This is a genomic window from Pantoea sp. SO10, assembly GCF_005281435.1.
In the GTDB taxonomy this organism is placed as follows: domain Bacteria; phylum Pseudomonadota; class Gammaproteobacteria; order Enterobacterales; family Enterobacteriaceae; genus Pantoea; species Pantoea leporis.
Window position 1 is genome coordinate 538276 of record NZ_CP040095.1, and the last position, 24295, is coordinate 562570.

19 protein-coding genes and 2 tRNA genes are annotated in these 24295 nt (G+C 56.4%); 14 read left to right on the plus strand and 7 right to left on the minus strand.

Going from position 1 to position 24295, the window contains the following annotated elements; all coding sequences use genetic code 11:
- Window positions 1-81 precede the first annotated feature (81 nt).
- Genes fepD through FCN45_RS02430 form a run of 3 tightly spaced genes read left to right on the plus strand, consistent with a single transcriptional unit; the run spans window position 82 to window position 2845 of the window.
- A complete protein-coding gene (gene fepD, locus FCN45_RS02420; RefSeq protein ID WP_101762264.1) occupies window positions 82-1071 on the plus strand; it encodes a Fe(3+)-siderophore ABC transporter permease in 990 nt (329 codons plus the stop codon).
- On the plus strand, window positions 1068-2051 hold the full coding sequence (fepG, locus tag FCN45_RS02425; protein WP_137385054.1) for an iron-enterobactin ABC transporter permease: 984 nt from the start codon (window positions 1068-1070) through the stop codon (window positions 2049-2051). The genes fepD and fepG overlap by 4 nt, the downstream gene beginning before the upstream one ends.
- Window positions 2048-2845, plus strand: coding sequence for an ATP-binding cassette domain-containing protein (locus tag FCN45_RS02430; protein ID WP_137385055.1), 798 nt, complete (start codon window positions 2048-2050; stop codon window positions 2843-2845). The genes fepG and FCN45_RS02430 overlap by 4 nt, the downstream gene beginning before the upstream one ends.
- 180 nt (window positions 2846-3025) lie before the next feature.
- Here FCN45_RS02430 and FCN45_RS02435 read toward each other — a convergent pair whose 3' ends face one another.
- The 3 genes from FCN45_RS02435 to fes all read right to left on the minus strand — a co-directional run bounded on the left by FCN45_RS02435 (window position 3026) and on the right by fes (window position 9312).
- Complete coding sequence (locus FCN45_RS02435) at window positions 3026-3961, minus strand: IS110 family transposase (RefSeq protein ID WP_137385056.1); 936 nt, start codon at window positions 3959-3961, stop codon at window positions 3026-3028.
- A 225-nt stretch (window positions 3962-4186) separates the two neighbouring features.
- Entirely contained in the window at window positions 4187-8098 is a 3912-nt protein-coding gene (locus FCN45_RS02440) for an enterobactin synthase subunit F (protein WP_137385057.1), read from the minus strand.
- Window positions 8083-9312, minus strand: a complete 1230-nt coding sequence (gene fes, locus FCN45_RS02445; protein WP_137385058.1) for an enterochelin esterase — start codon at window positions 9310-9312, stop codon at window positions 8083-8085. The genes FCN45_RS02440 and fes overlap by 16 nt, the downstream gene beginning before the upstream one ends.
- A gap of 259 nt (window positions 9313-9571) precedes the next feature.
- Between fes and FCN45_RS02450 the strand changes: the two genes are divergently transcribed.
- Window positions 9572-11842: a TonB-dependent siderophore receptor gene (locus tag FCN45_RS02450; protein WP_110868070.1), complete on the plus strand. Its 2271-nt coding sequence runs from the start codon at window positions 9572-9574 to the stop codon at window positions 11840-11842.
- A gap of 6 nt (window positions 11843-11848) precedes the next feature.
- Here FCN45_RS02450 and pmrB read toward each other — a convergent pair whose 3' ends face one another.
- Genes pmrB through dacB form a run of 3 tightly spaced genes read right to left on the minus strand, consistent with a single transcriptional unit; the run spans window position 11849 to window position 15002 of the window.
- On the minus strand, window positions 11849-12910 hold the full coding sequence (pmrB, locus tag FCN45_RS02455) for a two-component system sensor histidine kinase PmrB (protein ID WP_101762258.1): 1062 nt from the start codon (window positions 12908-12910) through the stop codon (window positions 11849-11851).
- Window positions 12907-13569 carry a two-component system response regulator PmrA gene (pmrA, locus tag FCN45_RS02460; RefSeq protein ID WP_101762257.1) on the minus strand — a complete coding sequence of 221 codons (663 nt, stop codon included), beginning with the start codon at window positions 13567-13569 and terminating at the stop codon, window positions 12907-12909. Before pmrA ends, pmrB begins: the two co-directional genes overlap by 4 nt.
- Window positions 13569-15002: a serine-type D-Ala-D-Ala carboxypeptidase gene (gene dacB, locus FCN45_RS02465; RefSeq protein ID WP_137386837.1), complete on the minus strand. Its 1434-nt coding sequence runs from the start codon at window positions 15000-15002 to the stop codon at window positions 13569-13571. The genes pmrA and dacB overlap by 1 nt, the downstream gene beginning before the upstream one ends.
- Window positions 15003-15248: 246 nt before the next feature.
- Here dacB and greA point away from each other — a divergent pair, with 246 nt between their 5' ends.
- Window positions 15249-15725 carry a transcription elongation factor GreA gene (gene greA, locus FCN45_RS02470; RefSeq protein WP_110868068.1) on the plus strand — a complete coding sequence of 159 codons (477 nt, stop codon included), beginning with the start codon at window positions 15249-15251 and terminating at the stop codon, window positions 15723-15725.
- Between the two features lie 126 nt (window positions 15726-15851).
- Here the strand turns inward: greA and yhbY are convergent, their stop codons facing one another.
- Window positions 15852-16145: a ribosome assembly RNA-binding protein YhbY gene (yhbY, locus tag FCN45_RS02475; RefSeq protein WP_007886683.1), complete on the minus strand. Its 294-nt coding sequence runs from the start codon at window positions 16143-16145 to the stop codon at window positions 15852-15854.
- A gap of 125 nt (window positions 16146-16270) precedes the next feature.
- On the opposite strand from yhbY, the gene rlmE reads away from it, so the two are divergent.
- From rlmE to nusA, 9 genes are all read left to right on the plus strand, one after another.
- Window positions 16271-16900 carry a 23S rRNA (uridine(2552)-2'-O)-methyltransferase RlmE gene (gene rlmE, locus FCN45_RS02480; protein WP_007886684.1) on the plus strand — a complete coding sequence of 210 codons (630 nt, stop codon included), beginning with the start codon at window positions 16271-16273 and terminating at the stop codon, window positions 16898-16900.
- A 175-nt stretch (window positions 16901-17075) separates the two neighbouring features.
- Window positions 17076-18983 carry an ATP-dependent zinc metalloprotease FtsH gene (gene ftsH, locus FCN45_RS02485; protein ID WP_036620266.1) on the plus strand — a complete coding sequence of 636 codons (1908 nt, stop codon included), beginning with the start codon at window positions 17076-17078 and terminating at the stop codon, window positions 18981-18983.
- A 130-nt stretch (window positions 18984-19113) separates the two neighbouring features.
- On the plus strand, window positions 19114-19947 hold the full coding sequence (gene folP, locus FCN45_RS02490; RefSeq protein ID WP_101762254.1) for a dihydropteroate synthase: 834 nt from the start codon (window positions 19114-19116) through the stop codon (window positions 19945-19947).
- A 3-nt stretch (window positions 19948-19950) separates the two neighbouring features.
- Window positions 19951-21285: a phosphoglucosamine mutase gene (gene glmM / locus FCN45_RS02495; RefSeq protein WP_101762253.1), complete on the plus strand. Its 1335-nt coding sequence runs from the start codon at window positions 19951-19953 to the stop codon at window positions 21283-21285.
- A 214-nt stretch (window positions 21286-21499) separates the two neighbouring features.
- Complete coding sequence (gene secG / locus FCN45_RS02500) at window positions 21500-21835, plus strand: preprotein translocase subunit SecG (protein ID WP_137385059.1); 336 nt, start codon at window positions 21500-21502, stop codon at window positions 21833-21835.
- Window positions 21836-21884: 49 nt separating this feature from the next.
- Window positions 21885-21971, plus strand: a tRNA-Leu gene (locus FCN45_RS02505).
- Between the two features lie 59 nt (window positions 21972-22030).
- Window positions 22031-22107, plus strand: a tRNA-Met gene (locus tag FCN45_RS02510).
- Window positions 22108-22319: 212 nt separating this feature from the next.
- On the plus strand, window positions 22320-22772 hold the full coding sequence (rimP, locus tag FCN45_RS02515; protein ID WP_137386838.1) for a ribosome maturation factor RimP: 453 nt from the start codon (window positions 22320-22322) through the stop codon (window positions 22770-22772).
- A 24-nt stretch (window positions 22773-22796) separates the two neighbouring features.
- Window positions 22797-24284 carry a transcription termination factor NusA gene (gene nusA, locus FCN45_RS02520; protein WP_101762251.1) on the plus strand — a complete coding sequence of 496 codons (1488 nt, stop codon included), beginning with the start codon at window positions 22797-22799 and terminating at the stop codon, window positions 24282-24284.
- The last annotated feature ends 11 nt before the right edge of the window (window positions 24285-24295 follow it).

Sequence of the window (24295 nt, forward strand, 5' to 3'; positions counted from 1 at the left end):
CTAAACGCGAGTAATAACGATAACCATTATCAAGTTACATCGCGCATGCGACGACGTTGAACAGTGAAGGTTTAGAACGCTATGCGCCAGATTCGTGCATTAGCAGGCTCAGGGATTCTGCTCTTGCTCCTCATTGCGCTCAGCTTAATGCTGGGGGCAAAATCAATACCACTTCCCGATGTTTATCATTCGCTTACCACCTCCTGTCACAGCGCGGAGTGCGTCATTGTGCGTGATGCGCGCCTGCCGCGTACGCTGGCCGGTTTGCTGGCGGGCGTGGCGCTCGGCCTCGCTGGTGCGTTGATGCAGAGCCTGACGCGCAATCCGCTGGCCGATCCCGGCATTCTCGGCGTCAACGCCGGAGCAGGTTTCGCGGTGGTAATTGGCATTGCGCTGTTCGGTGCTGACTCGCCGGTGGATTGGCTCGGCTTCGCCTTTGGCGGCGCGCTGCTGGCGTCCGTGCTGGTGGCGATGACCGGCGCGATTGGCGGCGGGCGTGTCAATCCGGTGCGTCTGACGCTGGCCGGCGTGGCGCTGGGCGCGGTGCTGGAAGGATTAACCTCTGGCCTGTCGCTGCTCAATCCCGACATCTACGATCATCTGCGCTTCTGGCACAGCGGCTCGCTGGATATTCGCAATTTCACCACGCTGCGCACGCTGTTCCCGGCGGTGCTGCTCGGCAGTGTGGTCGCCATTGCGCTATCGCAGGCGCTGAATAGTTTGAGTATGGGTGGCGACATGGCGACCGCGCTCGGCACGCGGGTGGCGCGCACCCAACTGCTTGGCCTGTTGGCGATTGCGCTGCTGTGCGGCGCAGCCACCGCGGCGGTGGGCCCGATTGCCTTTGTCGGTTTAATGACGCCGCACTTTGCCCGCTGGCTGGTGGGCAACGATCACCGCTGGATGCTGCCTGCGACCGCGCTGATCACGCCGATTTTGCTGCTCGCCGCCGATATCCTTGGCCGCCTGCTGGTGGCGGGCGAGCTGCGGGTTTCCATCGTCACGGCGATGCTCGGTGCGCCGATGCTGATTGTGCTGGTGCGCCGTAAATTGGGCCGGGGTGCACTATGACGCGTCGTGTCGGGTTACATGCGCTTTGGCTGCTGTGCGCCTGCGCTCTGCTGGCTTATCTGGCGATGACGCGCGGCGCATTGCAGATCAGCGGTGATCAAATCTGGCAAATTCTGCTCGGGCAGGGCGCCAGCAACGTCAAACTGATCGTGCTGGAATGGCGCTTGCCGCGCGTGCTAATGGCGCTGCTGATTGGTGCGGCGTTAGGCATCAGCGGCGCGATTTTCCAGTCGCTGCTGCGTAATCCGCTTGGCAGCCCGGACATTCTCGGTTTCAACACCGGCGCTTACAGCGGCGTGCTGGTGGCGCTGGTGCTATTTAATCAAAGCGTCACGGCGATGACCGGCGCAGCGTTGATTGGCGGCATCGCCACGGCGGCGCTGGTCTATCTGTTTGCCTGGCGCAACGGCGTAGAGACCTTCCGGCTGATTATCGTCGGCATCAGCGTGCGCGCGCTGCTGATGGCGTTGAATTCCTGGCTTATTATCAGCGCTTCGCTGGAGTCGGCGCTGAGTGCGGGCTTGTGGAGCGCCGGATCGCTCAACGGCATTACCTGGGCGAAAACGCCGCCGGTGATTGCGGTGCTGCTGCTGGCGTTACTGTTGATGGCGCTGCTGGCGCGGCGGATGCGTTTGCTAGAGATGGGCGACGATACCGCCTGCGCGCTTGGCGTGCCGGTGGAGCGCAGCCGCATGTGGCTGATGCTGATTGGCGTGGTTCTCACGGCGGCGTCAACCGCGCTGGTCGGGCCGATTTCGTTTGTCGCGCTGCTGGCGCCGCAGATTGCCCGTCGTCTCGGCGGCGGCGTTAAAGGTGCCTTGCCGCTGGCGGCGCTGTGCGGCGCGCTGTTGCTGATTGCCGCAGACTTCGCCGCACAGCATCTGTTCCTGCCATATCAATTACCGGTTGGCGTGATAACCGTCATTCTCGGTGGACTTTATCTGATCGCTTTACTGGTGCGGGAGGCGCGACGCCAATGACCGATATCCCTTCACGTCTGCGCGGCGATAGCCTGACGCTGGGCTATGACAAAAAGGTGGTGGCAGAGAATCTGTCAGTGACGATTCCGCAAGGTGAGCTGACGGTGATTATCGGCCCTAACGCCTGCGGAAAATCGACGCTGCTGCGCACGTTGAGTCGCCTGCATACGCCGTTAAAAGGTGAGGTGTTGCTGGATGGCGCGGCCATTGCCAGCTATCCCACCAAAGAGGTGGCGCGGCGTTTGGGTTTGCTGCCGCAAAGTTCCAACGCGCCGGCGGGCATCAGCGTCACCGAGCTGGTGGCGCGCGGACGTTATCCGCATCAGGTGCTGTTTGGTCGCTGGCGTGCGGAAGATGAAGCGGCGGTGCAGAACGCGATGCGCGCCACCGGCGTGGCCGATTTGGCCCAGCAGTCGGTGGATAAGTTATCGGGCGGTCAGCGTCAGCGCGTGTGGATTGCCATGGTGCTGGCGCAGGAAACGCCGCTGCTGCTGCTGGATGAACCGACCACCTGGCTGGATATCACCCATCAAATTGAGCTGCTGGAATTGATGCAGGAGCTGAATCAACAGCATGGGCGAACGCTGGTGGTGGTGCTGCACGATCTTAATCACGCTTGTCGCTATGCCACGCATTTGATTGCGATGCGTGACGGCAGGATTGTTGCCGAAGGGAAGCCGTCGGAGATCGTGACGCCCGCGTTGATCGAGCAGGTGTATGGCTTGCGCTGCGTGATTGTGGACGATCCGGTGGCGCATACGCCAATGATTGTGCCGCTGGGGCGCGGGGGATAATTAAACACGGTGCGCGCGGGCCCTCATCCCAGCCTTCTCACGCAAGCGGGAGAAGGGGCCGACCCAGCTTGTATGTTACACCCGTTACCACACCTAAACATTCCCTCTCCCGTCAGCGGCTCCTGATTGTTCCCTCTCCCGCTTGCGGGAGAGCAGCTGTGTTTAAAGTCAATGGATGCGTTACGCCGGCCTCCATTCTTTATTGTCCCTCAGCATCGCGTTCAAAATGGTTATCAGCTTTCTCACACACGCCGTTATCGCGACTTTGAACACTTTTCCCCGCCCTGTCAGGCGCTCAAAAAAAGCTTTGATTGTTGGGTTGTAACGCACCGCCGTCAGCGTGGCCATATACAGCACCGACCGCACCGCACTTCGGCCGCCCCAGATGCAGCGCTTACCTTTCATTTTTCCGCTGTCGTGCGCGTAAGGGCACACGCCGACCAGCGCACTGATTTTATGACGGCTCAGCGCTCCCAGTTCCGGCAACATTGACAGCAACACAGCCATCGTCGTCGGTCCTATTCCCTTTACCTCTTCCAGAAGCTTAACCTTCTCTTTCCACAGCGGCATCGTTCTTATCTGTCTGTCGATATCGTCATCCGCATCCTTAATCTCCGCTTTCAGCCAGTCAATATGACGCTTGAGGCTCGCCGATATGGCAACGTCATCACAGCTTTTATACCGGTTTATTTCCATCGCACGATTCTCAACCAACTGCCTGCGACGGGTCACCATTCCTGCCAGCCGTTGTGTCTGCTCATCCGGCGTGGCGCGTACTTCCGGCTCCATGCGCCGGCCAAACTCGCAGATGAGGCGCGCGTCGTTTGGGTCGGTTTTATGCAGCGTTCCCGTTGCGCGGGCGAAATTTTTTACCAGACGCGGATTGACTACAGCAACGGCAAAGCCCTGCAGCGTCAGCGTGGCGGCCAGCAGCGAGTGATAGCGGCTGGTTGCTTCCATAGCCACAAGTTTCACGCGAAGGGCAGACAATACGCTCAGCAGCTGCTGATGGCCGTCGGGTGAATTATCGAGATGCAGATAAGTACAGGAAGTATCGATATAAACGTCAAACGTCTCTTTAGCAATGTCGATGCCGATTACAGAGTATTCAGTCATTTCACATCTCCCGGCCTTGTAAGATACGGACTCGCAGAGCGGTCCTGGCAGCTGTTCGGGTTAAGAGAAAAACTGACGTTCCGCCATAAGCTCTCCCGCGGGCTCGATGTCCCAGAGGGCAGACGGGCTGAAACGTCAGGTACAACGCTTTGACAGTGTACCCGCCCGGAGGCGGGTAACTAAGATGACTTTAAACATACAAGGGTTAGGGTGAGGGAAAGATCGCTATCCCAACAACCGCTGCAACAACGGTCCAATCTGCTCAAACATCTGCGGTGAAATGATCTCCACGTGGGCGCAATCCATCGGCCACACTTCCAGTTCACCGATATACGGCGCCCAGGCGCGGCGCGCATCTTGTCCTGGCTGCTGCGTCTGTTCGGCGAGGAACAGCGTGGCGCGACCGTTGAAACGCGCGCTGCATGCAGTCGCCAGCAGGCGCACCGAACTGGCGTAGTTGGCCTCGATGGTATCGAACATCGCGCGCATCTCTTCACCGGCCTGATGGCGCTGCGCGGCGATAAACTGCTCGCGCTCGCGGTTCACCTCTTCCAGCACCGCCGGATCCAGCACGTTCTCGCCGCGTTTCTCATCCCAGTTTTGCGTTTCTGGTGGCCAGGTATCCAGCAGGCCGAGGAACGCCACCTCTTCACCGGCTGCTTCCAGCCGTGCCGCGATGCCCTGCGCCAGGGTTCCGCCAAGCGAATAGCCGAGGAAATAGTAAGGTCCGTGCGGCTGCACGTCGCGCAGGGTTTGCAGATGGGTGTCGCACACGTCATCCAGATGCGCGCTTTGGTTCAGCGGGCTACTGATATCCGGCGACTGAATGCCAACCAGCGACCAGCGCGCATCGAGATAACGCTGCAGGATGCTGAACTGCCAGGCAAACCCTGACGCCGGATGGAAGCAGAACAGCGTTGGTCCGTTGCCCTGACGCAGCGGCAGCACCGCTTCGAAACCGGCTTGCTGATGGGATTGCGTATCACTGAGCAGCGTTGCCAGCTTCTCCACCGTTGAGGCCACCATGATTTGTCCCACCGACACCGGCTGTTGCAGCTCACGGCGTAGCTGCGCCGCCAAGCGCATCGCCAGCAGCGAATGGCCGCCGAGGGCGAAAAAGTCATCCTGCGCGCTGATTTCCTCGCGCGCCAGCAGCTGACAGAAAGCATTGGCTAAGGTGGTTTCCAGCCCGGCGTGCGGTGCCCGTCCCGCGTGGGCACTGGCGGATGCGGGCAACGGCAGCGCTTTGCGATCCAGCTTGCCATTGCTGCTGAGCGGGAAGGCATCGAGCTGCACAATGGCTACCGGCACCATATGCGCGGGCAAGCGTTGCGCCAGCGCCTGACGCAGCGCGTCGCGATCAACCGGCTGCCCGGCAATCACGTAGCCGACCAGCTGACGCGCATCACCTTGCGCTGCCGTGCCGCCAAGCACCACCGCGTGTGTGACCGCCTGCTCAATGCCGGGCTGCGCGCTGAGCACATGATCGATCTCATTCAGTTCGATACGCTGACCGCGAATCTTCAGCTGATCGTCGCTGCGGCCGAGATATTCCACCGCGCCGTTATCCAGCCAGCGCGCCACGTCGCCGGTGAGATACATGCGCTCGCCAGGCATGAAAGGATCGGCGATAAAGCGGCTGGCGGTGAGATCGGGACGGCCAAGATAGCCATGCGCCAGCTGCACGCCGGTTAAGTAGAGATCGCCCGTCACGCCCGGCGGCACCGGCTGCATGCGGGCATCAAGGATGCGCAGGCCGGTATTCCACACCGGGAAACCAATCGGCACGCTGGCACCTTCGACGGCGGCCAGGGCAGCACCAAACGCCGGATACCAGCTGACATCCACCGCCGCTTCGGTTGGGCCATACAGATTGTGCAGCGGCACGCGCGTCAGTTTTTCCCACTCGCGCGATAAATCCGTCGGCAGCGCTTCACCGCTGCAGAACACGTTACGCAGGCTGGCGCAGCGGGCAATCGCCGCTTGATCGTCGAGCGCCGCGACAAAGGCCGCCAGCATCGAGGGAACGAAATGCGTGGTGGTGACTTGGTAGCGGGCAAACAGCTGCTGCAGCGCTTCCGGGTCGCGATGGGCTTCTGGCGGTGCCATCACCAACTGCGCACCGACCAGCAGCGGCCAGAAGAATTCCCACACCGAAACGTCGAAGCTGCTCGGGGTTTTTTGCAGCACCACGTCGTCGGCTTGCAGCGGATAGCGATCCTGCATCCACAACAGGCGATTGACGATGGCTTCATGCCCCACCAGCACGCCTTTAGGGCGACCGGTCGAACCTGAGGTGTAAATGATGTAGGCGCCATCCTGCGGCGTCGGCGCGCTGGCCGGCTGCGGTGCATGGGCATTGTGATACAGCACATCAAAATGCAGCTGATTGACCGACGCGATGGCGCTGAAGCGCGCGCTGAGCGCTGCGCAGGTGATCAGCGTTTTTGGCGCGGCGTCTTCCAGCATCAGCTGTAAGCGGTCATCCGGATAACCGGTGTCGAGCGGTAAATAGGCAGCGCCGAGCGAAACAATCGCCTGCAGCGCCAGGGAGAGCTGCACTGAACGCGGCAGAGCCACGGCGACAATATCGCCACGCTGCACGCCGGCGGCGCTGAGATCGGCGGCCAGCGCAAACACCTGCTGTTGCATCGCGCGATAGCTAAGCTGATGCTGCGCATCGGCCAGCGCCGGTGCATCAGGGGTGCGTGCCGCCTGCTGCGCTAACAGGGAAGCCAGCGTTTCTGCTGGCAGCGGATAGGCGGTTTGGTTGATCGCGGCAATCTGCGCATGCTCTTCGGCAGTGAGCAGATCGAGTTCGCCGCACGGCCGCTGCGGCTGTTGCGCCAGCTGATCGAGCAGCAGGGCAAAGCGGCTGGCATGACGCTGCAAGGTTTGTTCGCTATAGCGTTCGGCATTGGCCAGCAGCTCCAGCGTCAGTTCACCGTGCTCGCTGATGTAAATGGCGATCTCCAGATCGCGCACCGGCCCGGACGCCAGTTGATGGGTGATGCCTTCCACGCCAGCGAAATCGAGCTGGTAGTCAAACATCTTCAGGTTAATCACCGGACCGTACAGCGGGTCGCCATCGCCGAGGCGGCCGAGATCGCGCTGCACCTGTTCGGCGTCATAGCGCTGATGACGACGCATCTTTTTCACTTCACCCGCCAGCTGCGCGGCGAGCGCGCCGATCGGCTGCGCGGGATCGTAATGGATTGCCATCGGCAATACGTTGATCACCGGACCGGTGGCGCACAAGGCGGCCGAGCCGATGCGGCGCATAAAGATGAAGCCAGTGGCAAAGTCGTTTTGCCCGCTGAGACGCGCCAGCCACAGCGCCACTAGCGCAAAGGCGAGATCGGCCGCGCTGGCGTGCGGATGCTGCTGCACTAGCCTCTGGAAGATGCTGCGATCCAGCGTAACGCTATGGCGCAGCAGATCGGTGCTGGCATGTTGTCCGGCGAGCGGCAGCGGCGAGAGCGAAGCCGGTGAGGGCAGCGCCGCCCCTTTTTCGCGCCAGAACTGGCTGTCACGCGCAAAAGAGGAGGATTCGCGGTAGCGCTGATACTCGTCCACCACTTCGCTAAACGGAATAAACGGCGTCGGTTCAGCGGCTTGCTGGCGTACGGCCGCGCTGTAGAGATTGGCGATGCGGCGCGTCAGCGCGGTAAAGCTGAAGCCATCCACCACCAAATGATGGTAGCGCTGATACCAAAACCAATGCTGATCGTCGAGACGGAACAGGCGGTGATGCCACAGCTTTGCGCCGCTCAATACGCGCAGATCGCCATTCATGTCGTCACGCATCAGCGCGCGCGCTTTGGCAGGCGCATCGGCCTCAGCGCGCAAATCGACAATCTGCGGCAGGCTAAAGGCGTGTGGCTGCGGCCACTGCAACGCTTCGCCTTCCACCTCACCAAAGGCCATATTCAGCGTGTCGGCTTCCTGCATGCCGGCAACGATCGCCTGCGCCAACAGGGCGCTATCAATCTCACCGCGCAGTTCGACAAAGTGCGCCACCGCGTAAGCGTTGTGGTGAGGTGACAGCTGATCGGCAATCCAGATGCCGGGCTGTGCCGCGACTAACGGCAAGGTTTGTTGGTCGGTCATAGGCTTATTCATCAGGGATTCGGACATGGATGCTCCGGTTTGCTCCACAGCGCTTGCAGGCCATTCAGCAGGCCGCCGCGCCAACAGAGCGCGTCATGGCCGCCTTCCACGGGCAGGTAATTCACCTGATAGCCGGCAGCGCTAAGCTGCTGTTGAAGTTGTTGATTAGCTTGCAGAATCAAGCCTTCACGTTTGCCCGCTTCGAGCCAGAAACGCAGCGGTTGACGCGGTGCAAGACCGTTATCCAGCGCCTGCAGCAGCCAGCCGTGCGGATTGCCGCGTTCCGGCCACCAGAAGGAGCCCGATAAGCTGAGCGCGTTGCCAAAGGTTTCCGGCCAGTGCAGCGCGGCAAACACCGACGCCAGGCCACCAAAGCTTTGTCCGGCGACGATGGTACTGTCCGCCTGCTGGCGATAAGGCGTTGATTGTGCAACTTGCGGTAACAGTTCTTGCTGAATGGCTTGCCAAAACTGCGCGTTACACGGCAGCTCGCGGCTGCGGTGTTCGCGGTCAATGATGTCGATAAACAGATACACCGCTGGCGGCAAAGAACCGGCATCAGTGAGCTGCTGCAGCGGTCCGGCAATCGGCATGCTGTGCGCCCAGAATTGCCCGTCAAGCATGATGGCCAGCGGACGCTGTGCGGGATTGGCTGCGCCGGTGGTGTAAATCCACACCTTGCGGCTGTTGCCTAATAGCGCGCTATCCCATTGTTGCTGTTGCAGTTCAATGGTTGGCGCTGTGCCGTTATCCACCGCTTGCCACAGCTGTTGATCGGGCGCGTGAGGCAGATGCAGCGGCGAGACGCCCATGCCGCGACCACCGGACCAGCCACGTAAGCTGTTCAAAGGATCGGCCTGCGCCGTCGGGAATTTGTCGCGCCACCAGTTGCGCAGCGTGGACATGTCGGCAACGCCAGTGAAGTCCGTGGCCTGTTCATCGGGCATCAAACAGTAACTGCCGCGCCAGTTAGCGGGCAGCGAGGTCTGCCAATACCAGACGTTGGTGCCCGCCACACGCATTAACGACTGCGGCGGGCGGCGCTGGTGGTGATCGGTCACGCCGGTAATGTTAATCCACACGCGCTGGGTCGACGATTGCGTCTCATCGCCTTGCGGATCACGCCAGAAGAAAGTGACCTGACATTGGCCATCGTCTACTAACTCAATGCGGGGAATACCTTGGGATTGTTGCGCCTGCCACCAGGCCGCACTGCCGGTTACATCATTTCGCCAGGTCATAGGGCTGCCAGTCGGTGTTTACGCGGAGATTTACATAAGCTTGATGAATAATACTATTGATAATAATTTGCATTTGCAATAGGGTGGCTGCGCTCAAAAATGAGCACGCCTGTTCCGCCAGATGCTTACCGTTCGGTAAGGTTGCGCTACGGATGGTTTGAAGGGTCTGGAACTGGGCGCGATATGGACAGGGATCTTCTCACCGGCTCGCCAGTTAAGCATCCAACGGCTTTTTGCTGGCCATCCAGGAACGTATAAAATGAAAAATTACTCACGGTTATCGTTAGCCATTCTGATTGAACTGGGGCTCAGCGCCTCACTGCTTTCCAGCAGCGCCTGGGCAGCAGAGACTTCCTCCAGCAAAACCTCAGCCAGCACGACTGACGCACAATCAATGGACGGCGGCACCTTGATGGTCACCGCGCAGCAGCAGAACCTGCAAGCGCCGGGCGTCTCAACCATTACTGCCGACGAAATCAAAAAACATCCGCCCGCGCGTGATGTGTCTGAAATTATCCGTACCATGCCTGGCGTTAACCTGACCGGCAACTCCACCAGCGGCCAGCGCGGTAACAATCGCCAGATCGATATTCGTGGTATGGGCCCGGAAAACACCTTGATCATGGTGGACGGTATGCCGATCACCAGCCGCAACTCGGTGCGCCTTGGCTGGCGTGGCGAGCGTGATACGCGTGGCGACACCAACTGGGTGCCGCCGGAGATGATCGATCACATCGACGTGATTCGTGGACCGGCGGCGGTGCGTTACGGTAACGGCGCGGCGGGCGGTGTGGTGAATATCATCACTAAAAAACAGACCGATCAGCAGTGGCACGGTTCCTGGAACACCTATTACAACGTGCCGGAACATAAAGCGGAAGGCGCCACTAAGCGCACTAACTTCAGTCTGGAAGGGCCGCTGGGCGATGATTTCAACTTCCGTTTGTACGGTGGTTTAGCCAAAACCCAGGCCGATGCCTATGACATCAACGAAGGGCATGCGGCGGCGCGCACCGGCAGCTATGCGGGCAGCTATCCGGCGGGTCGTGAAGGTTCGGTTAATAAAGATATCAATGCCTTGCTGAGCTGGGCGTTTGCACCGATGCAGACGCTGGAGCTGCAGGCCGGTTACAGCCGTCAGGGCAACCTGTATGCGGGTGATACGCAGAACACCAACACCAGCGCGCTGGTGAAAAGCCTGTACGGTGATGAAACTAACCGCCTGTATCGCCAGAACGTCTCATTAAAATGGACCGGCGCATGGGATAACGGCGTCAGCACCAATACCTACGCGCGCTACGAGAAAACCCGCAACTCGCGCATCAATGAAGGTTTGGCCGGCGGCACCGAAGGCATCTTCTCTAACAGCGGTTTCAACACCATTCAGCTGGATGACGTGCTGCTGCATAGCGAAGTCAGCATTCCGTTTGAGCTGCTTTTTAACCAAACGGCGACGCTGGGTACCGAATGGAACCAGCAGCGCATGAAGGATGGCTCTTCCAACACGCAGGCGGCGAGCTACGGTGCGGTGCCGGGCATCGATAACACCGGTCGCAGCCCGTATTCCCAGGCAGAGATTTTCTCGCTGTTTGCGGAAGACAACATGGAGCTGACCGACAGCACCATGCTGACGCCAAGCCTGCGTTTTGATCATCACTCGATTGTTGGCAATAACTGGAGCCCGTCGCTCAACCTGTCACAAGGTTTGGGCGATGACTTCACGCTGAAGATGGGGATTGGTCGCGCCTATAAAGCGCCGAGCCTGTATCAGACCAACCCGAACTACTTGTTGTACAGCAACGGTCAGGGTTGTGCGGCCAGCACCGGCGCCTGTTATCTGCAGGGTAACAGCGACCTGAAAGCGGAAAACAGCATCAATAAAGAGATTGGTCTGGAGTGGAAACACGAAGGTTATCAGGCCGGTTTAACCTGGTTCCGCAACGATTATCGCAACAAGATCGAAGCCGGTTACTCGCCAGTGAGCAAAGCATCCAATGGCACCACAGATATTTATAAGTGGGAAAACGTACCGAAAGCGGTGGTGGAAGGGCTGGAAGGCACCGTCAACGTGCCGTTCTCCGACAGCGTGATGTGGAATAACAACTTCACCTATATGCTGCAGAGTAAGAACAAAGAGACCGGCGATCGTTTATCGGTGATTCCGGAATACACGCTGAATTCGACGCTGAGCTGGCAGGCGACGCAGGATCTGTCGCTGCAAACCACGCTGACCTGGTACGGCACGCAGACGCCGAAGAAGTATGATTACAAAGGGAATCTTTCGACCGGCAGCGCAACGGATAAAGTAAGTCCTTACTCAATTATCGGTATGAGCGGTACCTACGATATCAATAAGTACGCCAGCGTCACGGTGGGCATCGATAACCTGTTCGATAAACGTCACTATCGCGAAGGTAATGCGCAAACCACCGGTAACGCTAACACCAACTCTTATCTGTATGGAGCGGGTGCGAATACCTACAACGAATCTGGTCGTACTTACTTTATGAGCCTGAATACCCACTTCTAACGGCGCTTAGCCAATCAGTTGATGCGGTAAATAGCAGCGGGCAATCAGCCCGCTGCGATCTTCACGGTTCACCAGCTCCAGCCTGCCGCGATGCATCTGCACGATGCGCAGCACGATATTCAAACCCAAACCGCTGCCGCCATAACGCTGATCGCGACGACGAAACGCCTGTGTTAGCTCTTCCGCAGCGGCGGCTTCAATGCCGGGACCCTGATCCCACACTTCAATGATCACCTGCTGCTGGTCCTGCTGCATCTTCACCGCGACTTCGCTGCCTTCCGGGCTGTAGCGCGAGGCGTTTTCCAGCAGATTGCGCAGCATCAGGCGCAGCAGTACCGCTTCACCTTGCTGCGGCACATCGTCGTTCTGCGGCCAGTGCAGGATTTGCTGACGCTGTTGATACAGCTCGGTCATTTCTGGCTCCAGCGGCTGCATGATGTCCTGTTGCCACTGCAACTGCTGATAGTGACCGCCCGCCAGCGCTTGCCCGGCGCGCGATAACATCAACAGCTGTTCCACGGTGTGCATCAACTGATCGATACGTTCAATTAGCATCTCGCTCTGCGGCACGTTCTGCTGGTGGAGCAGCTCGAGATGCAGGCGCAATCCGGCCAGCGGCGTGCGCAGCTCGTGCGCCGCATCGGCAGTGAACAGGCGTTCCTGCTGCAACGTGTGATCGAGGCGTGAAAACAGTTGGTTGATCGAGGTGGTTACCGCCACGATCTCATCCATTTCGGAGTAGATCGGCAACGGTGTCAGATTATCCGCTGAACGATGCGCAAGGCTGTCCTGCAGCGATTTCAGCGGACGAATAATCCAGTTAATCGCCCAAAACGACAGCAGCAAGGTGAGGGCGACCATGACTAAGGAAGGCAGCAGCAACGAGGCAATGGCTTCACGGATCTCGTTTTCTACCCGATCGTTACGCGCCTGCGCAGAGAGCGTTTCGTTGACTAAAAAACTGATCTGCTCGCGGCTTTCATGCCACAGCCAGATGGCGCTCATCACCTGACAGGTGAGGAGAATCAGCGCCAGCATAATCAATAACCGCTGACGCATGCTGTTCATTCGCGGATTTCCAGACGGTAACCGACGCCGCGCACGGTTTTGATGCGATCTTTTCCGAGCTTGCGACGCAAATTGTGGATGTGAACTTCGAGAGTGTTGGAGCCGGGATCGTCATTCCAGCTATAGAGATCCTGTTGCAGCGTTTCGCGGTGTACGTTTTGCCCCACGCGCATCAGTAAGCGGGTGAGCAGTGCGAACTCTTTGGGCGTGATCTCCAGCGGCTGATCTTCCAGCAAAACCTGTTGTGAACTGAGATTGAGCGTCAGATCGCCCTGTTGCAGCAGGTTGTCGCTGTGGCCCTGATAACGGCGGATCAGCGCCCGCACGCGTGCCTGCAGTTCAACCAACGCAAACGGCTTCACCAGGTAATCGTCAGCGCCGGCATCCAGACCATCAACGCGATCCTCCAGCGCATCGCGCGCCGTGAGGATCAGTACCGGCACCGCAATGCCGTCGCGTCGCCATTGTCGCAGCAGTGATGCGCCATCGCGATCCGGCAAGCCGAGATCGAGCACGATCAGGCTGTACTGACCGCTACGCAGCAGCGCGTTGCTCTCTGCGGCGGTACTGGCGCAGTCGATGGCGTAGCCTTGCGAGCTTAACGCCTGCGCAAGGCCCGATTGCAACAGCGCATCATCTTCAACGATTAGCAGTTTCATCAGTTGTTCTTGTTGATATCCGTATAGAGGCGGCTCTCAAAACGTACCAGCGGAATGCGGCGCGTTTTCTGATTTTCCGGCGGTACCGCGTAACCGGACAGGAACTGGACAAAGGCGACGCGCGCGCCGCTGGAGGTGGTGATGAATCCTGCCAGATTATAGACGCCCTGCAGCGAACCGGTTTTCGCCGAGACTTTGCCATCCAGCCCTGCTTCATGCAGACCGCCGCGATATTGCAGCGTGCCGTCGTAACCGGCCAGCGGCAGCATCGAAATGTAATTCAGCGTCGAATCATTTTTCGCAATGTATTGCAGCACTTGCATCATGGTCTCTGGCGCGATCAGGTCATGACGCGACAGTCCGGAACCATCAACCTGAATGCTGTTGCCGAGATCGACCCCGGCTTTTTCGCGCAGAATACGACGTACCGCATCTGAACCCGCGCGGAAGGTGCCCGGCACATTGAAGTAATGATGGCCGATGGTGCGGAACACGGTGTCGGCAATCATGTTGTCCGACTTCTTCAGCATAGTGTGCAGCAGCGTGTGCAGCGGCGCTGATTGCGTTGAAGCCAACACGGTACCCGGCGACGTCACTTGCGCCTGGCGAACCAGATGACCGCTGTAATCAATATCGGCGGCGCGCAGCTCGGCTTTAAGTATCTCACCGGCCCACGCAGCACCATCCTGCACGGCAAATGCCAGCGGTAGCGGCTCTGAACGTTGACGCATGCAGCCGGTTAAGGTGTAACGATTGAGCTCGCCTGGCACCACATCCAGCTCGCAATATTGTCCGTCACCGCTGTTGCGGCCAATGGTGCGCACCTGACTGAACATGTGGGCCGGATAATAGGAGGCGATACGCACAAAGGCGTTTTCGCCCGGCGTATTGGCGCTATACAGCGATACTGAGAAACAGTTTTTATCGACGATGGCCGCTGCCGGTGGCGCACTGAAGCACTGCGTCAAATCGTTCCACGGCCAGCCTGGCGCCATATCGTGGCTGGCGAATACCGAGGTGTCGATCACCAGATTGCCCTTAATATGGGTGATGCCCTGCTTTTTCAGCGCAGTGACCATGTTGCGCAGATCCTGGCGGCTTAGCGTAGGATCGCCGCCAAATCGTGCCACTAAATCGCCATTTAGGGTGCCGTCATTGACCGCTCCTTTGGTTTCCATGGTGGTCTGGAAACGAAAATCGGGCCCGAGCTCTAATAAAGCCGCCAACGCTGTCACCACTTTCATGGTGCTGGCCGGTAACGCCATCTGTTTGCCGTGATAATCGATTATCGGGGTGGATGCGCCCACTTTTTGTACCATCAGCGCCAGGTTTGCGCCGTCTGGCAAATACTGCATGTATTCTTCAACGGGAGCTGCTTGTGCCTGCAGCATAAACGCACAGGTTAATCCGGTAACAAGTCGTGAAAATCGCATAATCTCGCGGTAACTGACGGGTGAGGGCGTCAATACTACGTCCCCGGACGGTGCAAAGTAAACGATGACCCACAGGGAACTCTGGGGTAAAATACGTATCAAAATGCAAAACCGAACCTGACCCGGAAAGCTTTCCGGGTCAGGCTTCTTTTGCTTGTGAAAAGAGGTAACGCGCTGCAGAAGCTGTTTTCTGCTGTCACCGGTCAGGATGACGCCGTTAACCAGGATAGATGACGAGGAGCCAAAATGAATCAGATTCCGATGACGTTGAAAGGCGCTGAGAAGCTGCGCGAAGAGCTGAACGAACTGAAAACTGTGAAGCGTCCGCGCATCATCGCCTCCATCGCCACAGCCCGTGAGCACGGCGATTTGAAAGAGAATGCCGAATATCATGCGGCTCGCGAAGAACAGGGTTTCTGCGAGGGGCGTATTCAGGAGATTGAAGCCAAGCTTTCCAATGCGCAAGTCATTGATGTGACTGCCATGCCGAAAACCGGTCGCGTGATTTTTGGCGCTACCGTTACCATTCTTAATGTGGATACGGATGAAGAGTTCACCTATCGCATCGTGGGTGACGATGAAGCTGACTTCAAGCAGAACCTGATTTCAGTGAATTCGCCGATGGCGCGTGGATTGGTTGGAAAATCAGCCGACGATGTAGCGATTGTGAAAACCCCAGGCGGGGATGTGGAATATGAAGTCCTGAAGGTGGAATACCTTTAAGATATTGCTACGCTTTGCAATATGTCGCTGCATTTTGTAAAGAAAGGAAAAAGGCCGCATTGCGGCCTTTTATCACATGCAGGAGCGTGGCACTTTCTTTGCCCGTCGCCGCCTTTAAAGGCATGATTAACGCGGAAGAGTAATTTTACGCTCTTTGGCAGGGCGATACAGCACCAGCGTGTTGCCGATTACCTGTACGTTGCCTGCTTTAGTTTCACGCACGATAGCGTCCACGATCAGCTGCTTAGTTTCACGATCTTCCGAGGCAATTTTTACCTTGATCAATTCGTGATGCTCGAGCGCCAGTTCGATTTCGGCAAGCACGCCTTCGGTCAGGCCATTTCCGCCCAGCATGACAACCGGCTTAAGCGGATGGGCAAGGCCTTTCAGGTGCTGTTTTTGTTTGGTACTCAGATTCATCGTATTTTTTGCTTACTCAGGGATTGAAAACGGTTCATTCTACCGCCATCTCGGGTATATCGCCAAATCAACGCGACCATTGCGTGCTGATTTATCGCTACGATGACGATTTAATTGGAAAAATTATGACGGGTAAAAAGCGTTCGGCCAGTTCCAGTCGCTGGCTACAGGAACACTTTAGCGATAAATATGTGCTGCAGGCACAGAAAAAAGGGTTACGTTCGCGTGCCTGGTTTAAACTTGAAGAAATTCAGCAGGGTGACAAGATTTTCAAACCCGGGATGACGGTTGTTGATCTCGGTGCGGCACCCGGCGGCTGGTCGCAATATGTGGTTCAGCTTATCGGATCAAGTGGTCGTATCATCGCCTGCGATCTGTTACCAATGGATCCGATTGTCGGCGTTGATTTTTTGCAGGGCGATTTTCGTGATGAGGCGGTACTTAACGCCTTACTGGAGCGCGTTGGCGACCAAAAGGTGCAGGTGGTGATGTCTGATATGGCACCCAACATGAGCGGTACACCTGCGGTTGATATTCCACGTTCGATGTATTTGGTAGAATTGGCGCTGGAAATGTGTCGGGATATCCTGGCCCCAGGCGGCAGTTTTGTCGTGAAAGTGTTTCAGGGAGATGGCTTCGATGAATACCTGCGGGAAATTCGCTCCCTGTTTACGAAAGTAAAAATTCGTAAGCCGGACGCTTCGCGATTACGTTCGCGCGAAGTGTACATTGTGGCGACGGGGCGCAAACTTTAGCCCGAATTGCCGGAATCAAAGCAAGACGACCAATGCGTTTACTCTGATGTGTAATTCTGAGTTTCAGGGTAAACAAGCAAAATCATCCGCACTGCGATTCCAGGCATGAAGGATCTATAGTACCCTACGCTGTCTGTTAACATCGTTGTAATATGAGGTTAATCCCTTGAGTGACATGGCGAAAAACCTGATTCTCTGGTTAGTCATCGCGGTCGTGCTGATGTCTGTATTCCAGAGCTTTGGGCCCAGCGAGTCGAATGGCCGTAGGGTTGATTATTCAACTTTCCTATCGGAAGTGAACCAAGATCAGGTCCGCGAGGCACGAATTAACGGGCGTGAGATTAACGTTGTCAAAAAAGACAGCAATAAATACACCACCTATATCCCCGTCAACGATCCTAAGTTACTCGATAACCTGTTGACCAAAAACGTCAAAGTCGTTGGCGAACCGCCTGAAGAACCAAGCCTGCTGGCTTCCATCTTTATCTCATGGTTCCCAATGCTGCTGCTGATTGGCGTGTGGATCTTCTTTATGCGGCAGATGCAGGGCGGCGGCGGCAAGGGCGCGATGTCCTTCGGCAAGAGCAAAGCCCGCATGCTGACCGAAGATCAGATCAAAACCACTTTTGCTGACGTGGCCGGTTGTGATGAGGCCAAAGAAGAAGTCGGTGAGCTGGTTGAGTATCTGCGTGAGCCGAGCCGTTTCCAGAAGCTGGGCGGTAAAATTCCGAAAGGCGTCCTGATGGTCGGCCCTCCGGGTACCGGTAAAACGCTGCTGGCGAAAGCGATTGCTGGTGAAGCGAAAGTCCCGTTCTTTACCATTTCCGGTTCTGACTTCGTGGAAATGTTTGTCGGTGTCGGTGCATCTCGTGTGCGTGACATGTTCGAACAAGCGAAGAAAGCGGCACCGTGCATCATCTTTATTGATGAAATCGATGCGGTTGGCCGTCAGCGTGGCGCCGGTTTAGGCGGTGGTCACGATGAACGTGAACAAACGCTGAACCAGATGCTGGTTGAGATGGATGGCTTTGAAGGTAATGAAGGCATCATCGTTATCGCGGCAACTAACCGTCCAGACGTACTTGACCCGGCGCTGCTGCGTCCAGGCCGCTTCGACCGTCAGGTTGTGGTGGGTCTGCCAGATGTGCGTGGTCGTGAGCAGATTCTGAAAGTCCATATGCGTCGTGTGCCGCTGGCAACCGATATGGATCCATCAGTTATCGCACGTGGTACGCCTGGTTTCTCCGGTGCGGATTTGGCTAACCTGGTCAACGAAGCTGCGCTGTTTGCTGCTCGCGGCAACAAGCGTGTTGTTTCGATGGTTGAGTTTGAAAAAGCCAAAGACAAAATCATGATGGGTGCGGAACGTCGCTCCATGGTGATGACCGAAGAGCAGAAAGAATCGACGGCTTATCATGAAGCGGGTCACGCGATCGTGGGTACGCTGGTTCCGGGTTACGATCCGGTGCACAAGGTCACCATCATTCCGCGTGGTCGTGCTCTGGGTGTGGCTTTCTTCTTGCCAGTAGGCGATGAGATCAGCGCCAACCGTCAGAAGCTGGAAAGCCGTATTTCTGTGGCTTACGGCGGACGTCTGGCGGAAGAGATCATTTATGGTCCGGACTATGTTTCTACCGGTGCTTCATCTGACATCAAAATGGCGACCAGCGTAGCACGCAACATGGTTACGCAGTGGGGCTTCTCTGAGAAGCTGGGTCCATTGCTTTACGCTGAAGAAGAGGGCGAAGTGTTCCTCGGTCGTTCAGTGGCGAAAGCAAAACACATGTCAGATGAAACGGCGCGCATTATCGATCAGGAAGTTAAACACCTTATTGATACCAACTATCAGCGTGCACGCCGTATTCTGAATGAAAACATGGACATCCTTCACGCGATGAAAGACGCGCTGATGAAGTATGAGACCATCGATGCACCGCAGATCAGCGATCTGATGGCACGCCGCGAAGTGCGTCCACCAGCAGGTTGGGAAGAGGCGAAAGTTGCTGTGGGTAACGGCGACTCTACGCAGGCTCCACGTCCTGTTGATGACCCGAAAACGCCGGGTTCAGACAAGATCATGTGATGGCATTCTGGCGGGATGCGTTGCTCACCGCCAGTTCTCCCTCCCGCAATACTTGTTACAATGCAAACCCCGGCCAGTCCGGGGTTTTTTACATTCCGCGATTCAGTGATTCCTCAAGGAGATTCTCGCCATGAAGTTGTTCGCCCGTGATTCCCATCTCGATCTCTCTTTTCCCCATGTGATGGGTATTTTGAATGTCACGCCGGACTCTTTCTCTGATGGTGGAAGTCACAACACGCTGGTCGATGCGCTGACGCACACCAATGAAATGGTGAATGCCGGTGCCACCATTATTGATGTGGGCGGTGAATCAACGCGTCCGGGCGCTGATGAAGTTAGCGTGGAAGAGGAGCTGGCACGCGTTATTCCGGTGGTGGAAGCCATCGCGCAGCGTTTTGAGGTGTGGATTTCGGTCGATACTTCCAAGCCAGAAGTGATCCGTGAAGCGGCGCGAGTGGGTGCTCACATTATCAATGACATTCGTTCTTTGTCTGAACCGGGCGCGCTGGCGGCGGCGGCAGAAACAGGCTTGCCGGTGTGTCTGATGCATATGCAAGGTGAACCGCGCACAATGCAGCAGGCACCGGAATATAGCCACATCGTGAGCGAAGTGGACGCTTACTTCGCTGCACAGATTGCGCGATGTGAAGCCGCCGGCATCAAAAAAGATAATCTGATGCTCGATCCTGGCTTCGGTTTCGGTAAGAATCTCAGCCACAACTATGAACTGCTGGCCAACCTTAGCCATTTCCACCACTACGGCTTACCGCTGTTGGTAGGAATGTCACGCAAGTCGATGGTTGGGCAGTTGCTAAATGTCGGTCCGGCCCAGCGTCTGACCGGAAGCCTCAGCTGTGCGGTGATTGCCGCCATGCAAGGGGCGCAAATTATTCGCGTGCATGATGTGAAAGAGACTGTCGAAGCGATGCGCGTCGTCGAAGCGACACGGAGAGCAAAAGGATAAAGCATGAGTAATCGTAAATATTTCGGTACAGATGGGATTCGCGGCAAAGTCGGTGAAGCACCGATTACCCCTGATTTTGTCCTCAAATTGGGCTGGGCGGCCGGTAAGGTGCTGGCGCGCCAGGGGTCACGCAAAGTATTGATTGGTAAAGATACGCGTATTTCAGGCTATATGCTGGAATCGGCACTGGAAGCGGGCCTGGCGGCGGCGGGATTGTCAGCGGCCTTCACCGGCCCGATGCCGACACCTGCAATTGCTTATCTGACCCGCACTTTCCGCGCGGAAGCGGGTATTGTCATTTCAGCTTCTCATAATCCCTTTGACGACAATGGCATCAAATTCTTCTCGGCTGAAGGTACCAAGCTGCCGGATGAAGTTGAAGAAGCCATCGAACTGGAGATGGAAAAGCCGATCACCTGCGTAGAGTCGGCTGAACTGGGCCGCGCCAGTCGCATTGTCGATGCTGCTGGTCGTTACATCGAATTCTGCAAAGGGACTTTCCCAAGCGAGCTGAGCCTGAATGGGCTAAAGATTGTGGTCGATTGTGCGAATGGCGCGACGTATCACATTGCGCCTAATGTGCTGCGTGAGCTGGGTGCGAATGTGATTGCTATCGGCGTGCAGCCGGATGGCATGAACATCAACAAAGATTGCGGTGCGACCGATCTGCGTTTGCTGCAGCATCGCGTATTGGAAGAGAAGGCCGATCTCGGACTGGCGTACGACGGTGATGGCGACCGCATCATGATGGTTGACCATTTAGGTCACAAAGTCGATGGCGATCAAATTCTCTACATCATTGCGCGTGAAGGGCTGCGTCAGGGCCAGCTGCGCGGTGGCGTGGTGGGCACGTTAATGAGCAACATGGGTCTGGAACTGGCACTGAAACAGCTGGGTATTCCGTTTACCCGTGCGAAAGTGGGCGACCGCTATGTGCTGGAAAAAATGCAGGAGAAGGGCTGGCGTTTAGGAGCGGAAAACTCCGGTCACGTCATTCTGCTGGATAAAACCACCACCGGCGACGGCATTGTAGCAAGTTTGCAAGTGCTCACTGCAATCGTACGCAACCACATGACGCTACATGACCTGTGCAGCGGCATGAAAATGCTGCCGCAGATTCTGGTCAATGTGCGCTTCGCTGGCGAGCACGATCCGCTGGAAAGCGAAAGCGTGAAAGCTGTGACTGCGGAAGCTGAAAAAACGCTGGCGGGACGCGGTCGTGTGTTGCTGCGCAAATCCGGTACTGAACCCCTGATTCGTGTGATGGTGGAAGGTGAAGATGAGGCGCAGGTCAGTGCGCTGGCGCATAAAATCGCGGATGCAGTAAAAGCGGTGTAAGTTTTCAGGCGGGGAGTTTTTAAACTTTCCGCCTGCAAAATCACCGGGATGGTGCTTTTTTCCGCAATCGAAAGCGATGGTGAAAATTGCACTTGCAGAGGTATGTGCCTTTGGTTAGTATTCACACCCGCTTCTGATGGGTGATGACGAGACTCCCCATCGATATTGGTTGAAGCTTTAACTGTGCAGATACGCGCAAGGAAACAGGTTGATTATGTACGAAGCTCTGTTAGTTGTTTTCCTTATTGTAGCGATTGGCCTCGTGGGTTTGATCATGCTGCAGCAAGGCAAAGGCGCTGATATGGGAGCCTCATTCGGTGCAGGCGCTTCTGGTACGCTGTTTGGTTCAAATGGGTCTGGCAACTTTATGACTCGTATGACCGCGGTACTGGCTACGCTGTTCTTCATCATCAGCCTGGTTCTGGGTAACCTGAACAGTAATAAAACAGCCAAAGGTAGCGAGTGGGATAACCTCACTGCGACGGTGCAGTCTGAACAGCAGACTCAGCCAGCTAAACCGGCAACACCGGGCAATGATATCCCGCAGTAAGATCGTCAACGCTGTAGTGCGATAAAACAACGTCGCAGTCTAGTGATGTACCGAGGTGGTGAAATTGGTAGACACGCTACCTTGAGGTGGTAGTGCTCGAAAGGGCTTACGGGTTCAAGTCCCGTCCTCGGTACCAAATCTCAGTTTAACTTGCATTTTTTGCAAGGTCGGCGTATTATTCGCCACGTTTTCGGACGCGGGGTGGAGCAGCCTGGTAGCTCGTCGGGCTCATAACCCGAAGGTCGTCGGTTCAAATCCGGCCCCCGCAACCACTTTCCCTTAGAGTTCTTTTTCAAATATACTGTATGCATCGACGGACGCAATCTCAGTGATTTTTGAAAAAAATTCTTTTGGATTGTGCTCCGAAGCCGCTATGCGGCGTACAGGGTCCAGTCACAAAAAGCCCCGAATATTCGGGGTTTTTTGTTATCAGGAAATCGAAACACTGGGCTATAGGCCCTTTTTTTATGTCTTGGGGGTGGGCTTGTCCACATTAGAGCAAAAATTGACAGAGTTGATCTCTGCTCCAGTAGAAGCGCTTGGCTACGAATTAGTCGGTATTGAGTTTATTCGTGGTCGCACATCAACCCTGCGCATCTATATTGATAGTGAAGAGGGTATCAATGTTGATGATTGCGCCGATGTTAGCCACCAGGTTAGCGCAGTAATGGATGTGGAAGATCCAATTACCGTGGCTTACAACCTTGAAGTTTCCTCGCCGGGTCTCGAACGTCCTCTTTTCACTGCTGAACACTATGCACGTTTTGTCGGTGACGAGGTGAGCCTGGTACTACGCATGGCCGTACAAAACCGCCGTAAATGGCAGGGTATCATTAAGTCTGTTGAAGGCGAGATGATCACGGTGACCGTTGAGGGTAACGATGAAGTGTTCGCGCTGAGCAACATTCAGAAAGCGAACCTGGTCCCCCACTTTTAAAAGTCCGGATTGAGGCTAACCAGGATGAACAAAGAGATCTTAGCTGTAGTAGAAGCCGTTTCTAACGAAAAAGCCCTGCCGCGTGAGAAAATCTTCGAAGCGCTGGAGAGCGCTTTGGCCACTGCGACCAAAAAGAAGTATGAGCAAGAGATCGAAGTGCGTGTCAGCATCGATCGCCGCAGCGGCGATTTCGACACCTTCCGTCGCTGGCAGATTGTAGAAGAAGTCACGCAGCCGACTCGCGAGATCACGCTGGATGCAGCCCGTTATGAAGACGAAGCGTTCAATCTGGGCGAATTTGTCGAAGATCAGATTGAATCTGTCACCTTCGACCGTATCACCACCCAAACTGCTAAGCAGGTTATCGTACAAAAAGTACGTGAAGCTGAGCGTGCAATGGTGGTTGATCAGTTCCGTCAACACGAAGGCGAAATCATCACCGGCGTGGTGAAGAAAGTGAACCGTGACAACATTTCACTGGACCTCGGCAGCAATGCTGAAGCCGTGATTTTGCGTGAAGACATGCTGCCGCGTGAAAACTTCCGTCCAGGTGACCGTATCCGCGGTGTGCTGTATGCCGTTCGCCCTGAAGCGCGTGGCGCGCAGCTGTTCGTCACCCGTTCTAAACCAGAAATGCTGATCGAGTTGTTCCGCATTGAGGTGCCAGAAATTGGCGAAGAAGTTATCGAGATCAAAGCGGCAGCGCGCGATCCGGGCTCACGCGCCAAAATCGCGGTGAAGACCAACGATAAACGTATTGATCCAGTGGGCGCTTGCGTCGGTATGCGCGGTGCGCGTGTCCAGGCGGTTTCGAGCGAGCTGGGTGGCGAGCGTATCGACATTGTGCTGTGGGACGACAACCCGGCGCAGTTCGTTATCAACGCTATGGCGCCAGCCGATGTGGCGTCAATTGTGGTGGATGAAGACAATCACACCATGGATATCGCTGTTGAAGCCGGCAATCTGGCTCAGGCGATCGGCCGTAACGGCCAAAACGTGCGTCTGGCTTCCCAACTGAGCGGTTGGGAACTGAACGTGATGACCGTCGATGATCTGCAGGCTAAGCACCAAGCTGAAGCGCATGCAGCGATCGATATGTTCACCAAACATCTCGACATCGACGAAGAGTTCGCCACCATTCTGGTGGAAGAGGGCTTCTCTTCGCTGGAAGAATTGGCTTATGTGCCAATCAACGAGCTGCTGGAAATCGACGGCCTCGATGAAGAGACCATTGAAGCCCTGCGTGAACGAGCAAAAAATGCGTTAACCACCCTGGCATTAGCGAAAGAAGAGAGCCTTGGTAATCAGGAGCCCGCTGAGGATCTTCTGAATCTTGAGGGCTTGGATCGTGCGCTGGCGTATCGCCTGGCGTCGAAAGGCGTTTGCACGCTGGAAGATCTCGCTGAGCAAGGTGTTGACGATCTGACAGATATTGAAGGGCTGGATGACGAGAAAGCCGGTGCGCTGATTATGGCTGCACGTAATATCTGCTGGTTCGGCGATGACGCGTAATAACAGGAAGG

Excerpts from the sequence above, each read along its gene's own strand:
- dacB (WP_137386837.1), bottom strand. The coding sequence starts at position 15,002 with ATGCGATTTTCACGACTTGTTACCGGATTAACCTGTGCGTTTATGCTG.
- yhbY (WP_007886683.1), bottom strand. The coding sequence starts at position 16,145 with ATGAATCTGAGTACCAAACAAAAACAGCACCTGAAAGGCCTTGCCCAT.
- nusA (WP_101762251.1), top strand. The coding sequence starts at position 22,797 with ATGAACAAAGAGATCTTAGCTGTAGTAGAAGCCGTTTCTAACGAAAAA.
- glmM (WP_101762253.1), top strand. The coding sequence starts at position 19,951 with ATGAGTAATCGTAAATATTTCGGTACAGATGGGATTCGCGGCAAAGTC.
- secG (WP_137385059.1), top strand. The coding sequence starts at position 21,500 with ATGTACGAAGCTCTGTTAGTTGTTTTCCTTATTGTAGCGATTGGCCTC.
- pmrB (WP_101762258.1), bottom strand. The coding sequence starts at position 12,910 with ATGAACAGCATGCGTCAGCGGTTATTGATTATGCTGGCGCTGATTCTC.
- FCN45_RS02430 (WP_137385055.1), top strand. The coding sequence starts at position 2,048 with ATGACCGATATCCCTTCACGTCTGCGCGGCGATAGCCTGACGCTGGGC.
- pmrA (WP_101762257.1), bottom strand. The coding sequence starts at position 13,569 with ATGAAACTGCTAATCGTTGAAGATGATGCGCTGTTGCAATCGGGCCTT.
- ftsH (WP_036620266.1), top strand. The coding sequence starts at position 17,076 with ATGGCGAAAAACCTGATTCTCTGGTTAGTCATCGCGGTCGTGCTGATG.
- FCN45_RS02450 (WP_110868070.1), top strand. The coding sequence starts at position 9,572 with ATGAAAAATTACTCACGGTTATCGTTAGCCATTCTGATTGAACTGGGG.
- folP (WP_101762254.1), top strand. The coding sequence starts at position 19,114 with ATGAAGTTGTTCGCCCGTGATTCCCATCTCGATCTCTCTTTTCCCCAT.
- FCN45_RS02440 (WP_137385057.1), bottom strand. The coding sequence starts at position 8,098 with ATGTCCGAATCCCTGATGAATAAGCCTATGACCGACCAACAAACCTTG.
- greA (WP_110868068.1), top strand. The coding sequence starts at position 15,249 with ATGAATCAGATTCCGATGACGTTGAAAGGCGCTGAGAAGCTGCGCGAA.
- FCN45_RS02435 (WP_137385056.1), bottom strand. The coding sequence starts at position 3,961 with ATGACTGAATACTCTGTAATCGGCATCGACATTGCTAAAGAGACGTTT.
- rlmE (WP_007886684.1), top strand. The coding sequence starts at position 16,271 with ATGACGGGTAAAAAGCGTTCGGCCAGTTCCAGTCGCTGGCTACAGGAA.
- fepD (WP_101762264.1), top strand. The coding sequence starts at position 82 with ATGCGCCAGATTCGTGCATTAGCAGGCTCAGGGATTCTGCTCTTGCTC.
- fepG (WP_137385054.1), top strand. The coding sequence starts at position 1,068 with ATGACGCGTCGTGTCGGGTTACATGCGCTTTGGCTGCTGTGCGCCTGC.
- fes (WP_137385058.1), bottom strand. The coding sequence starts at position 9,312 with ATGACCTGGCGAAATGATGTAACCGGCAGTGCGGCCTGGTGGCAGGCG.